The sequence below is a fragment of the Micromonospora sp. NBRC 101691 genome (assembly GCF_030269285.1).
Lineage (GTDB): Bacteria > Actinomycetota > Actinomycetes > Mycobacteriales > Micromonosporaceae > Micromonospora > Micromonospora echinospora.
In genome coordinates this window covers 40,908-53,706 of the sequence record NZ_BSTB01000020.1, presented here as the reverse complement: position 1 = coordinate 53,706, position 12,799 = coordinate 40,908, and the positions used below count along the sequence as shown (strand labels likewise).

11 protein-coding genes are annotated in these 12,799 nt (G+C 71.4%); 5 read left to right on the top strand and 6 right to left on the bottom strand.

Features of this window, described 5'->3' with window-relative positions:
- Positions 1 to 203 precede the first annotated feature (203 nt).
- From QSK20_RS25610 to leuA, 3 genes are all read left to right on the top strand, one after another.
- Positions 204 to 1,022: a hypothetical protein gene (locus QSK20_RS25610; protein ID WP_285791162.1), complete on the top strand. Its 819-nt coding sequence runs from the start codon at positions 204 to 206 to the stop codon at positions 1,020 to 1,022.
- 85 nt (positions 1,023 to 1,107) lie between these two features.
- On the top strand, positions 1,108 to 1,809 hold the full coding sequence (locus QSK20_RS25605; protein ID WP_285791161.1) for a nitroreductase family protein: 702 nt from the start codon (positions 1,108 to 1,110) through the stop codon (positions 1,807 to 1,809).
- 388 nt (positions 1,810 to 2,197) lie between these two features.
- Complete coding sequence (gene leuA / locus QSK20_RS25600) at positions 2,198 to 3,889, top strand: 2-isopropylmalate synthase (protein WP_285791247.1); 1,692 nt, start codon at positions 2,198 to 2,200, stop codon at positions 3,887 to 3,889.
- Between the two features lie 169 nt (positions 3,890 to 4,058).
- Here leuA and QSK20_RS25595 read toward each other — a convergent pair whose 3' ends face one another.
- Entirely contained in the window at positions 4,059 to 5,567 is a 1,509-nt protein-coding gene (locus QSK20_RS25595; RefSeq protein WP_285791160.1) for an MFS transporter, read from the bottom strand.
- Between the two features lie 142 nt (positions 5,568 to 5,709).
- On the opposite strand from QSK20_RS25595, the gene QSK20_RS25590 reads away from it, so the two are divergent.
- Together QSK20_RS25590 and QSK20_RS25585 are read left to right on the top strand one after the other, a co-directional pair.
- Complete coding sequence (locus QSK20_RS25590) at positions 5,710 to 6,321, top strand: HNH endonuclease family protein (protein ID WP_502889021.1); 612 nt, start codon at positions 5,710 to 5,712, stop codon at positions 6,319 to 6,321.
- On the top strand, positions 6,312 to 6,701 hold the full coding sequence (locus QSK20_RS25585) for a hypothetical protein (protein WP_285791158.1): 390 nt from the start codon (positions 6,312 to 6,314) through the stop codon (positions 6,699 to 6,701). The genes QSK20_RS25590 and QSK20_RS25585 overlap by 10 nt, the downstream gene beginning before the upstream one ends.
- Positions 6,702 to 6,834: 133 nt before the next feature.
- Here QSK20_RS25585 and QSK20_RS25580 read toward each other — a convergent pair whose 3' ends face one another.
- The 5 genes from QSK20_RS25580 to QSK20_RS25560 form a co-directional block, all read right to left on the bottom strand.
- The gene (locus QSK20_RS25580; RefSeq protein ID WP_285791157.1) at positions 6,835 to 7,938 is read right to left on the bottom strand and encodes an ABC transporter ATP-binding protein; all 1,104 of its coding nucleotides are present in this window, start codon (positions 7,936 to 7,938) and stop codon (positions 6,835 to 6,837) included.
- Positions 7,935 to 8,957 (bottom strand): ABC transporter ATP-binding protein, encoded by a 1,023-nt coding sequence (locus tag QSK20_RS25575; protein WP_285791156.1) that lies wholly within the window; start codon positions 8,955 to 8,957, stop codon positions 7,935 to 7,937. Before QSK20_RS25575 ends, QSK20_RS25580 begins: the two co-directional genes overlap by 4 nt.
- An 8-nt stretch (positions 8,958 to 8,965) precedes the next feature.
- Positions 8,966 to 9,937, bottom strand: coding sequence for an ABC transporter permease (locus QSK20_RS25570; protein WP_088981678.1), 972 nt, complete (start codon positions 9,935 to 9,937; stop codon positions 8,966 to 8,968).
- Positions 9,934 to 10,938, bottom strand: coding sequence for an ABC transporter permease (locus QSK20_RS25565; protein ID WP_285791155.1), 1,005 nt, complete (start codon positions 10,936 to 10,938; stop codon positions 9,934 to 9,936). Before QSK20_RS25565 ends, QSK20_RS25570 begins: the two co-directional genes overlap by 4 nt.
- A 74-nt stretch (positions 10,939 to 11,012) precedes the next feature.
- Entirely contained in the window at positions 11,013 to 12,677 is a 1,665-nt protein-coding gene (locus QSK20_RS25560; RefSeq protein WP_285791154.1) for an ABC transporter substrate-binding protein, read from the bottom strand.
- Between the last annotated feature and the right edge of the window lie 122 nt (positions 12,678 to 12,799).

Here is a 12,799-nt window from a genome sequence, read left to right as displayed (position 1 = left end):
GCGTGCCGACGCCGCCGGGTGAGTGGCCGGCGGCGCGGGTCAGACCTACCCAGGGTATCGGGCGGCTCTGTCCGGCAGGTCAGGTGATCCCACGATCCGGCCCGGGAGCGGTCGACGCCACATCGGCCGCCGGTGCGACACGCCGTGCGGGCCGTGGCCTTCCGGGCTCCCACCGGACGGCGCCGGAGGCGGAGAATGGGCGGGTGCCTACCGGTGTCCACCTCCGCGCCGCGCGCCGTCGACCGACCGTCCTGCTCGCGCTCACCGTCCCCCTCCTGCTCGCCGGAGCCTCCCTGGCCGGCTGCACCTCCGAGGAGCCCTCGACCGAACCGCCCGAGCCCGCCGGGGGCAGCCCGACACCGGCCCGCGCGGATGGCGCGCGCGACGACCTGGCCGCCCTCGCGGCAGCCGCCCAGGACCGCCACCTGACCGCCCAGTACACCCTCACCACCGACGACGGGTCCACCCGGACGATCACCGTGACCAACGCCAACGACGGCAGTTGGCGGGTCGACGTGCCGGGCTGGGCCCTCGGCGGCACCGTGGACGTGTCGCTGGTCAGCACCGCCGAGGGGCTCTTCCAGTGCACGCTGCCCTCGGCGACCCGTCCCGAGCCGGCCGGCTGCGTACGCCTCGGCGACCCGGACGACACGATCCCCCGCCGGCTGGACCCCCGGGTGCAGCACCCGTTCACCGACTGGCTGGACGTCCTCACCGACCGCCAGGCCCCACTCGCGGTGTCGGTCAGCAAGCCGCTGCCCGGCACCACCGGGACCTGCTACTCGGTGGAATCCACCTCGGCGTCGCTCAACCCCCCGCTCGACGTCGGGATCTACTGCTACGAGGCGGACGGCACGCCGACCGCCGTCCGGACCGCCCTCGGCACGCTCCGGCTCGCCGGCCCGCCCGCCGCCGCCCCGGCGACGGTGCAGCTGGCCGGACCGGTGACCGAAGGTGAACCGGTCGACGTCGCCGCCCCCACCCCGGGAGAGTCGGGCACCGATCCCGGCCCGACGCCCTGAGCCGCCGTCACGACACGGGTGCGGTTGATCACACCAGGTCGCGCTTCCGTTCCAATGCGTGACGCGGTAGGGAAAGCTCGGACCCATGGCCGAACTCTCCCCGCTGCTCGCCGCACGCTGGAGCCCGCACGCGTTCGACCCGTCGGTGGAGCTCACCGACGGTGAGGCCGCCTCCCTGCTGGAGGCGGCCCGCTGGGCGCCCTCGGCGGGGAACCGCCAGCCGTGGCGGTTCCTTCTGGGGCGACGAGGCGACGAGGCGTACAAGCGGCTCTTCGTGCACCTGGCCGCCGAGAACCAGCGCTGGGCGGGACCGGCCTCGGCCCTGCTCCTCGGCGCGTACCTGCGGCCGGCGGCACCGACTGTGGCCGTCCCCAACCCGGCCGCGCCGGCACCGGCCACCCGCGAGCCCGGGCGGGCCGCACACGACCAGGCACAGCCGGGGGACGACCGGGCGCGGGGCACACACGACCAGGCAGCACCGGGGGACGACCCGACGCGGGCCGCACACGACCAGGCACAGGCGGTCTACGACCTGGGGCAGGCGGTGGCGCACCTGACCGTGCAGGCCGGCGCGATCGGCCTGCACGTGCACCAGATGACCGGCTTCGACCGGGCCGGGCTCGCCGTCGACCTGGCGCTGCCCGACGACGTCCGCCCACACGTCGTGGTGGCGATCGGGCGACTCGGCGATCCGCTCTCCCTCCCCGGGGACCTGCGCCGACGGGAGACCGAGCTGCGCCACCGACACCCCGTCACCGATCTGCTGCTCGGGCCGTCGCCAGGCTGAGCTGGAGGTTGTCGGCTTCGTCTCATAGTCCGGAAGGTCATTTCCGTGAGCCAACCTGATCACGTAGGGTCACCAATATCATGTGGCAGGCGAGCCTCCTCCTTCCTTGCCGCGACGAGGCCCATCCGGCCGGCACCTCGTCGCGGGTCTGACGCGCGCCGTCCAGCACACCGAACTCGTCCGGACCGATCCGGGTCCGACCCCACTCGTCGGCACCGACGCCGACCTTTCGACGCTGACGCCACATGATCAACGGGAGCATTCCGCCATGGCCCAGTCCGCCGGCACCAACGACGTCGAACCCGATTCCCGGGTAACGGTCGACCCCGCCACCCACGACACCCGTTCCGCCGCTGCCGACCCGATCGCCCGGCAGCAGCCCAGCCGCATGCCGCACCACCGGTACCAGCCGTACCAGCAGCAGTTCCGGATCGACCTGCCGGACCGGCAGTGGCCGAGCCGGCACATCGAGGCCGCCCCCCGCTGGTGCGCGGTCGACCTGCGCGACGGCAACCAGGCGCTGATCGACCCGATGTCCCCGGAGCGCAAGCGCCGGATGTTCCAGCTCCTGGTGCAGATGGGCTACAAGGAGATCGAGGTCGGCTTCCCGTCGGCCAGCCAGACCGACTACGACTTCGTCCGGCAGCTCATCGAGCAGGACCTGATCCCGGACGACGTCACCATCCAGGTGCTCACCCAGTGCCGGGAGCACCTGATCGACCGGACCTTCGAGTCGCTGCGTGGCGCGAAGCGGGCCATCGTGCACTTCTACAACTCCACCTCGACGCTCCAGCGTCGGGTGGTCTTCGGGCTGGACCGGGCGGGCATCACCGACATCGCCACGCAGGGTGCCCGGCTGTGCCGGAAGTACGCCGAGATCCACACGCCGGACACCGACGTCTTCTACGAGTACTCCCCCGAGTCGTACACCGGCACGGAGCTGGACTACGCGCTGGAGGTCTGCGCGGCGGTGATCGAGGTGATCGACCCGACGCCGGCCCGGCCGCTGATCATCAACCTGCCGGCCACCGTCGAGATGGCCACCCCGAACCTGTACGCCGACTCGATCGAGTGGATGCACCGGCGGCTGCCCCGACGGGACAGCCTGGTGCTGAGCCTGCACCCGCACAACGACCGGGGCACCGGCGTGGCCGCCGCCGAGCTGGGCCTGCTGGCCGGGGCGGACCGCGTCGAGGGCTGCCTCTTCGGCAACGGCGAGCGCACCGGCAACGTCGACCTGGTGACGCTGGGGCTGAACCTCTTCTCGCAGGGCGTCGACCCGCAGATCGACTTCTCCCGGATCGACGAGATCAAGCGGGCCGTCGAGTACTGCAACCAGCTGCCCGTGCACGAGCGTCACCCGTACGCCGGTGACCTGGTCTACACCGCCTTCTCCGGTTCCCACCAGGACGCGATCAAGAAGGGCTTCGACGCGCTGCACGCCGACGCGGCGGCGGCCGGGGTGCCGGTCGACGAGTTCGCCTGGGCCGTGCCCTACCTGCCGATCGACCCGAAGGACCTGGGCCGCACCTACGAAGCGGTCATCCGGGTCAACTCGCAGTCCGGCAAAGGCGGTGTGGCCTACGTGATGAAGACCGAGCACCAGCTCGACCTGCCCCGCCGGCTCCAGATCGAGTTCTCCGGGGTGATCCAGCAGGTCACCGACCACGGCGGCGGCGAGGTCGACCCCGCCACCATGTGGACGATCTTCGCCAGCCAGTACCTGGTCGACCACCAGGCCGCGCCGGTGGTGGCGCTGGCCGACTACACGATCGGCACCACCGAGGGCAAGGTCGAGATCTCCGCCCAGGTCGACTTCGGCGGGGAGCGCCGGGCCCTGGCCGCGATCGGCAACGGCCCGATCGACGCGTACGTCAACGCGTTGCAGTCGCTGGGCGTGGCGGTCCGGGTGCTCGACTACCACGAGCACGCCCTCTCCTCGGGCGGTGACGCCCAGGCCGCCGCGTACGTGGAGTGCGAGGTCGACGGCCGGACCGTCTGGGGCGTCGGCATGGACGCGAACATCGTCACCGCCTCGGTGAAGGCGGTGACCAGCGCGGTCAACCGCGCCCGCCGCTGAGCAGGGTGACCAGCGCGGTCAGACCGCGCCCGTCGCTGAGCAGCCGGAAGGGTCCCCGCAGTCGCGCGGGGGCCCTTCCGCGCGTCCGGGGCCGGTCTCCGCCAGGCCGGACGGGCGCGGTCCGCCTGTCCGTCGGCCAGCCCCGCCTCTCGTCCCGCTCCCCCGCCGGTCAGCCCCGCCTCTCGTCCCGCTTCCCGCCGCTCAGCCCCTGCCTCTCGTCCCGCTTTTCCGGGGCGGCGTTCGGTTCGGCGGCCGGGGCACCGGTCAGCAGGAGCCCGGCCAGCAGGGCGGCGGCCAGCAGGAGCCCCGCGCACCAGAGCAGCGCGCCCCGGTACGCGTGGGACAACTCGGCGGCCTGCTCGTAGCCGGTGCCGGAGAGTCCGACCAGCAACGGCAGCGCGGCCACCGCGAGCAGACCGCCGACCCGGGAGGCGGCGTTGTTGAAGCCGCTGGCCACCCCGGCGAAGCGGTCGGCGACCGCGGCCAGCACCGAGGCGGTCAACGGGGCCACCACCAGGGTGAGGCCGAGGCCGAACAGGGCCACCCCGGGCAGCACGTCCGTCCAGTACGAGGCACCCGGCCCGACCCCGCGCAGCAGCAACAGTCCGGCGGCGGCGATCACCGGCCCCACGGCCAACGGCAGCCGGGGACCGATCCGCCCGGCGAGCGCTCCGGCGCGGGCCGAGCCGACCAGGAGCAGCAGGGTCATCGGCAGGGTGGCCAGTCCGGTCCGCAACGCCGACCAGCCGACCACGTTCTGCAGGTAGACGGCGAGGAAGAAGGTGAAGCCGCCGAGCGCCGCGTACACCGCCACGGTGAACATGTTCAGCACCGTGAAGCGCCGGCTGTGGAACAGGGTGGGCGGCAGCATCGCCCCGTTCCCGCGTCGCCGCTCGACCAGCACGAAGGCCGTCGCCGCGACCACCCCGACCAGCACCGCCCCCAGGACCGGCAGAGCGGTCGCGCCGCGCCCGGGGGCGTCGATCAGGGCGTACGTGATCCCGGCCAGGCCCAGCGCGCCGAGCAGCGCCCCGAGCACGTCGAACCGGCGGCGGTGCCCGGGTGCGCCGCGCCGCCCGACGTCCTCGTCCCGGCTCTCCGGCATCCACCGCAGCGCGATCAGCACCAGCGGCACGGCGACGACCACGTTGACGAAGAAGATCCACCGCCAGGAGAGAGTGTCGATCAGCCAGCCGCCGACGAACGGGCCGATCGCGGTGGAAACGCCGGAGAGCCCGGCCCAGGTGCCGATCGCCCGGCCCCGGTCGTCCGGGTGGAAGCTCGCCTGGAGCACCGACAGCGACCCGGGGGTGAGCAACGCGCCGCCCGCGCCCTGGAGGATGCGGGCCACGATCAGCCAGCCGGTGCCCTGGGCCAGGCCGCAGAGCACCGAGGCGAGGGCGAACCAGAGCACGCCGTACAGGAAGACCCGGCGTCGACCGAAGCGGTCACCCAGGGCACCGCCGAGCAGGACGAAGGCGGCCAGCATCAGCGCGTAGCCGTTGATCGTCCATTGAAGATCGGCGACGGTCGCCCCGAGGTCGGCGCCGAGCCGGGGCAGGGCCACGTTCACGACGGTCGAGTCCAGGAAGACCATGCCGGAGGCGAGGATGGCGGCGAGCAGCGTCCCCCGTCCGGCGGCGGTGCCGGTACGCAGGGTGGCCGAGGCGGCGGTCATAGGCTCCAATCTGCCTTCTCGGATATGAGAGTTGCCACGAAACGCCGAAACCGCACCGCCGTTGCCGTGCGGATCCTCCGGAACCCCGCAAGCTTGAAGGGTGTCGTCTCCACATACCAGAACAGGACCTCGTGCCCTCGCGGTGACCGCGATCGTCGCGGCAGTCGCCCTCGGGGCCACCGGTTGCGTCACCGTGACGGAACCGGACGCCCCGCCCCCGGGCAGCGGCGGCAACGCCAGCGACAAGCTGGAGACCCTGACCGTGGCGAAGGCCGGTTCGATGCGGGGCTACAGCCGGGAACGGTTCCCGCACTGGCGGGACACCGGCAAGAACTGCGACGTCCGGGACAGCGTCCTGGAGCGGGACGGCAGCGACATCAAACGGTCCGGCTGCAACGTGGTCGCCGGCCGCTGGGAGAGCGTGTACGACAACCGCGCCTTCACCGACCCGTCCGACGTGGACGTCGACCACATGGTGCCGTTGGCGAACGCGTGGCGTTCGGGGGCGAGCGAGTGGGACGACACGCAGCGGGGCGAGTTCGCCAACGACCTGACCCGACCGCAGCTCATCGCCGTTTCGGCCTCCTCCAACCGGGCAAAGGGTGACCAGGACCCGTCGCAGTGGAAGCCGGCGAACCGTTCGTACTGGTGCGAGTACGCCGAGAGCTGGGTGACGGTCAAGCACCACTGGCAGCTCTCGGTGACCAGTGCCGAGAAGGCCGCGCTGGCGGACATGTTGGAGGAGTGCGCGTGAGCGAGCGGGTCGGTACCGGGGCCGGAAGTGCCGCGGCCACCTCGGAGAACGGAACGTCTCCGGTCCCGGCGGCGGACGGAACGCCGCCAGCGCCGGCCCCGGACACCGCCACGGCGGAGCCGGTCGGCGGGCCGGAGACCCGGACCGCCGACATCGTGCCCGGTCCCGGCGGGGTGATGACCGACGAGGTGGGCGTGGTGACCGGGGAGCTGACCCTGCGGACCGAGTTCGCCGCCGGTCAGGTCACCCTGCGGGTGCAGTACCGGGAGGCCGACGAGTGGTACTCGGTGACCGGCGGCCGGGTGGCCCTGCCGGACGTCTCGGGCCTGGACGCCGTACACGGCGTCGCCGTCGCGCTGCTCCACCGCCCCGAAGGCTGACCGTCCCCGCGCACCTGCTCCTCTCCCCCGTACAGGGGTTGCTCGCCCGCTGAGGTGGTTGCAGGGGTCCCCTGCTCCGCAAAAAGCGGTAACAAGGGCCCCCTGCTACCACCTCACACGTACGGCTACCACCTCACACGTACGAGCCCGGCTCGGTCGGGGCGGAGACCACTCCGGGTGCCTCGCCCTCGTCGGCCGGGCGGACGAGTTCGGCGTCCACCCGGTGCGGGCGCAGCTCGCCGCTGGCGATCTGTTCCGCCCAGTGGCAGGCGACCCGACTGCGGCCGATCTGCCGCAGCGCCGGCCGTTCGTCCGCGCAGCGGGTCGGCTGGGCCCACGGGCACCGGGTGTGGAACCGGCAGCCGGACGGCGGGTTGGCCGGTGAGGGCAGGTCACCGGCGAGCAGGATCCGCTCCCGCCGGTCCTCCACGTCCGGGTCGGGCACCGGCACCGCCGACATCAACGCCCGGGTGTACGGGTGCAGCGGCTCGCTGTAGAGCCGGTCGCTCGGCGCCTCCTCGACCAGCGCGCCCAGGTACATCACGCCCACCACGTCGGAGATGTGCCGCACCACCGCGAGGTCGTGCGCGATCACCAGGTAGGTGAGGCCGAGGTTCTCCTGGAGTTCGTCGAGGAGGTTCACCACCTGGGCCTGGATGGAGACGTCCAGGGCGGAGACCGGCTCGTCGGCGACGATCAGCTCGGGGCCGAGCACCAGCGCCCGCGCGATGCCGATGCGCTGCCGCTGGCCGCCGGAGAACTCGTGCGGGTAGCGGGAGAGCGCCCAGCGCGGCAGTCCCACCGCGTCGAGCGTCTCGCTGATGATCCGGCGACGCTCGTCCCGGCTGTCGCCGATGCCGTGCGCGTGGAGTCCCTCGGTGAGGATCGACTCGACGTTCTGCCGGGGGTCCAGGCTCGACATCGGGTCCTGGAAGATCATCTGCATCCGGCGGCGCATGCCGCGCAGCTTGTTCGGCGGCATCCGGGTCAGGTCGATGCCGTCGAACGTCACCTTGCCGCCGGTGGGCGGAGTGAGCTGGAGCAGCGCCCGGCCGAGCGTGGACTTGCCGCAGCCGGACTCGCCGACCAACCCGTACGTCCGGCCCCGGGGGATGTCCAGGTCGACCCCGTCGACCGCCTTGACGTGGCCCACCACCCGGTCGAAGAGCACGCCCCGGGTGATCGGGAAGTGCACCTTCAGGTCGCGTACCTCGACGAGGATCTCGTTCTCGGTCACGCCTTGTCCTCCTCACGGCGGGTGCCGGCGGGCGGTTCGCTGCCCGGGACCGGGGCCGGGTTGACGCAGCGGTAGCTGCGGCCGTCGTGGGTCAGCACCAACTCGGGCGGTTCCCCCACGCAGGCGTCGACCCGGCGGGCGCAGCGTGGGGCGAACGCGCACCCCTCCGACCAGGGAAGCAGGTCGCGTACCGAGCCGGGGATGGGGGTCAGGCGCTCGCCGCGCCCGGCGTCCAGGCGCGGCACCGAGCCGAGCAGACCCACGGTGTACGGGTGCCGGGGCTGGGCGAACAGCGGCCGGCGGCGGGCGGTCTCCACCACCCGACCGCCGTAGAGCACGTTGATCGTGTCGCACATGCCGGCGACCACCCCGAGGTCGTGGGTGATCATCACCAGTGCGGTGCCCGAGTCGCGGACCAGTTCCTTGAGCAGCTCCAGGATCTGCGCCTGGATGGTCACGTCGAGGGCGGTGGTGGGCTCGTCGGCGATCAGCAGCCGGGGCTTGCAGGCCACCGCCATGGCGATCAGGGCACGCTGGCGCATGCCGCCGGAGAGCTGGTGGGGGTACTCCTTCAACCGCCGGCGCGGGTCGGGGATGCCGACCCGGTCGAGCAGCTCGGCGGCCTCCTTCGCCGCGGCGTCCCCCTTCATGCCCCGGTGCCGGGCGAGCACCTCGGTCACCTGGAGCCCGATCGGGATGACCGGGTTCAGCGAGGAGAGCGGGTCCTGGAAGATCATCGCCACGTCCCGGCCCCGGATGTCGCGCCGGGACCGGTCGTCGAGCTGGAGCAGGTCGGTGCCGTCGAAGACGGCCTTGCCGCCGATCCGGGTGCCCCGGTGCTTCGGCAGCAGGCCCATGATCGCCAGCGAGGTGACGCTCTTGCCGCAGCCGGACTCGCCGACCAGGCCGACCACCTCGCCGGCGTCGACCGAGAAGGAGACCCCGTCGACGGCGTGCACGGTGCGCTGGCCGCGCCGGGAGAACGTGACGGTGAGGTCGTCCACGTCGAGCAGTGCCATTTTCGACCTCACTTCCGGAGCTTCGGGTCGAGGGCCTCGCGCATCGCCTCACCGAGCAGGGTGAAGCCGAGCGCGGTGATGATGATGGCGACCGCCGGGTAGATCGCCAGCGCCGGCCGGATGCCCAGGTACGGCTGCGCGTCGGCGAGCATCACCCCCCACTCGGGGATCGTCGAGTCCGGGTTGCCCAGGCCGAGGAAGGAGAGCGCGGCGGCCTCGATGATCGCGGTGGCCAGGGTCAGCGTGGCCTGGACGATCACCGGGGCGAGCGAGTTCGGCACCACGTGGGTGAGCGCGATCCGCGACCGCTTCACCCCGAGGGAGGTCGCCGCCAGCACGTAGTCGCTGTTGGACTGGGAGATCATCGAGCCGCGCAGCAGGCGGGCGAAGACCGGCACGGAGACCACGCCGACCGCGATCATCACGGTGGTGAGGCTCGCCCCGAGCAGCGCGGCGACGCTCACCGCGAGGAGCAGGCTGGGCAGGGCCAGCAGCATGTCGACGAAGCGCATCAGGGTGCTGTCCACCCAGCGGCCCCAGCGTCCGCCGAGGCCGGCGGCGGCACCGGCGACGCCACCGATCAGCGCGCCGACGGCGAGCCCGATCAGGGTGGAGACGACGCCGACCAGCAGCGTCTGCCGGGCTCCGACGATCATCCGGCTGAACACGTCCCGACCCTGGTGGTCGTAGCCGAGCCAGTGGTCGCCGGAGGGGCCGGGGATGATGCCCTGCCCGGACTTGACCACACCCTCCCGGATGCCGATCGAGTCGGTCGCCCCGTACGGCACGAGGAACGGGCCGACGACCGCCACCAGGACGAAGAGAGCCAGGATCACCGCGCCGACGATGGCGGCCGGGTTGCGGCGGAGTCGCCGGAACGCCTCCTGCCAGAGGCTGACGCCGCGTTCGTCGTCGCGGACGGCGGCGAGTTCGGCGAGCCGGTCGATCTTCTCGCGCTTCTTGCCGGGGGTGATGGTCATCGCACCCTCACCCTCGGGTCGATCAGGCTGTAGGAGAGGTCGACTATCAGGTTCACCAGCACGTACACCACCGCGATGATCAGGATGAAGCCCATGAGTACGGGGTAGTCGCGCTGGCTGATCGACTCGGCGACGAACGCCCCGATGCCGCTGAAGGCGAAGACTGTCTCGGTGAGCACCGCGCCGGAGAGCAGACCGCCGGCGAGCAGACCGATCGAGGTGGCGACCGGCAGCATGGCGTTACGCAGCACGTGCCGCCGCCGGACCACGTTCTCGGTCAGGCCCTTGGCCTCGGCGGTTCGGACGAAGTCCTCGCCGAGCACCTCCAGGACGCTGGCCCGGGTGATCCGGACGATGATGGCCAGCGGGATGCTCGCCAGCGCGATGCCGGGGAGCACCAGGTGCCAGATGGCGTCGGCGGCGGCGTCCCACTCGCGGGTCATCAGCCCGTCGAGGACGAAGAAGTTGGTGATCCGGGTCGCCTCGATGGTCGGGTCCTGCCGGCCGCTGGAGGGGAACCAGCCCAGGTTCTCCGCGAAGATCGCCTTGAGCACGTAGGCCAGGAAGAAGACCGGGATGCAGATGCCGATCAGCGAGCCGCCGACCGACAGGTGGTCGAGGAGCCGGCCGCGACGGCGGGCGGCCAGGTAGCCCAGCGGGATGCCGACGCCGATCGCGATGATCATGGCCGTCACGGTCAGCTCGACGGTGCCGGGGAAGCGCTGGAGGAACTCCGTGGTGACCTCCCGCTTGGTGGAGGTCGAGGTGCCCAGGTCGAGCCGGACCATCCGGCGGATGAACCGGCCGTACTGCACCAGGATCGGCTCGTCGAGGCCGAGGTTACGGCGGATCGCGGCGCGCATCTCGGGGGTGCCCCGCTCACCGAGGATCGCGGTCTCCGGACCGCCGGGCAGTCGGCGCAACCAGATGAAGAGCAGGATGGAGAGCCCGAACAGGGTGGGTATCAACTGCAACAGGCGTCTGACGATGAACCGGAACACGGCGGCCTCGAAGGGGTGCGGAGGGATGCGGGCGGGCGCTGTGACCAGCGCCCGCCCGCGTTCCTTGCGTCAGGTCAGGACTTGAACTCGGCGGTGGAGTACCGCTCGTCGGTCAGCGGGCTCGCCTTCACGCCCGTCACGTCCTTGCCGAAGACGATCGCTGGCGGCGAGTGCGAGATCGGCACACCCGGCAGGAAGGTCATGATGTCCGCGTTCAGTTCCTTGTACAGCTCGACCCGGGCGCCCATGTCGGCGGTGGTGTCGGCCTTCTGGAACTTGTCGAACAGCGGCTTGTTGTTGAAGCCCCACTCGTCCTTCGGCCGGTCGAACATGGTGCCGATGAAGTTGTAGCCGTCGCCGTAGTCACCGGTCCACCCGAGGAAGTGCAGGTCGTGCGCGCTGCCCGAGGTGGTGGCGTTGAGGTAGTCCGGGCTCCACTTCAGCGGGATCGGCTGGACGGTGATGCCGACCGCCTTCAGGTCCGCCGAGAGCAGCTCGAAGATGTCCTTCGGGTTCGGCATGTACGGCCGGGTGACCTCGGTCGGGTAGTGGAACCGCAGGGTCAGGTTCGACGCGCCCGCCTCGGCCAGCAGCTGCTTGGCCTTCTCCGGGTTGTAGTCGTACTTGGTGACGTTGCCGTTCCAGCCCTCGACGGTGTCCGGGAAGAAGTTCTCCGCGACCTTCGCGCCCGGGGGCAGCTTCGAGTCGACCAGCGCCTGCCGGTTCAGGGCGTGCGCGATGGCCTGCCGGACCTTGATGTCGGCCAGCTTCGGGTTCCCCTTCTGGTTGATCGCCAGGTAGAGGATGTTGAAGGCCGGGCGGGTGAGGAGGTTGAAGCCCTCGCCCTTCAGCGGCTCGACGTCGGCCGGGCCGACCAGGTCGTACCCCTGGATGTCACCGGAGCGCAGCGCCTGCTTGCGCGCGTTCTCGTCGGAGATGGTCTTGAAGATCAGGGTCTTCAGCTTGGCCTTGGCCCCGGAGTAGTCCTCGTTCCGCTCCAGGGTCAGCGTCTTGTTCGCGATGTCCCAGGACTTGAACTTGAACGGACCGGTGCCGGTCGGGTGCTCCGTCGCGTACGAGGGGTACTTGATGTCCTCGGCGGTGCCACCGACGCTGCTCGCCTGGTACTGCTCCAGCGCCTTGGGGCTGTGCATGGAGAACGACGGCAGCATCAGCGCGGCCGGGATCTTGCTGGAGACCCGGGTGAAGGCCAGGTCGACCGTGGTGGCGTCCTTGGCGGTGCAGGACTTGAAGAGGCTCGGCGGCAGTTCCGGGTCCTCGTTCTTGGCGAAGCCGCCCATGACGTCCTGCCAGTACGGGGTCACGTCCGGGCTCTGCATCAGGCCCGTGGCGTTGTACCAGCGGTTGAAGTTGACGCAGACGGCCTCGGCGTTGAAGTCGGTGCCGTCGTGGAACTTCACGCCGGAGCGGAGCTTGAAGGTCCAGGTCGTGCCGGCTGCGTCCGGCGTCCAGGACTCGGCCAGGCCGGGAGTCACCTTGGTGCCGCCCTCCTCCGGGCGGACCAGGGTCTCGAAGACCTGACGCGCCATGCGCAGCGACTCACCGTCGCTGGCAAAGCTTGGGTCGAGCACCTTCGGGTCTCCGGCGACGCCGAAGACGAGAGTGTCCTTCTTGCTACCGCCGGAATCGTCGCCGCGGTCACTCTCGGCGCAGCCTGCTACCGCGAGGGCCGCGGCCGCGACGGCCGCCAGCGCGACCTTCGACCTGGGTGCACGCATGGGTGCTTCACCTCGTCCTAGGGGGTACGGACAACCTGGTGACAGGGGTCACCGATGGCGGTGACCTTAGCCCCCGTTCGGACTTCCCCGGAACTATTGACGAAGCTGTTGGTACCGGATCG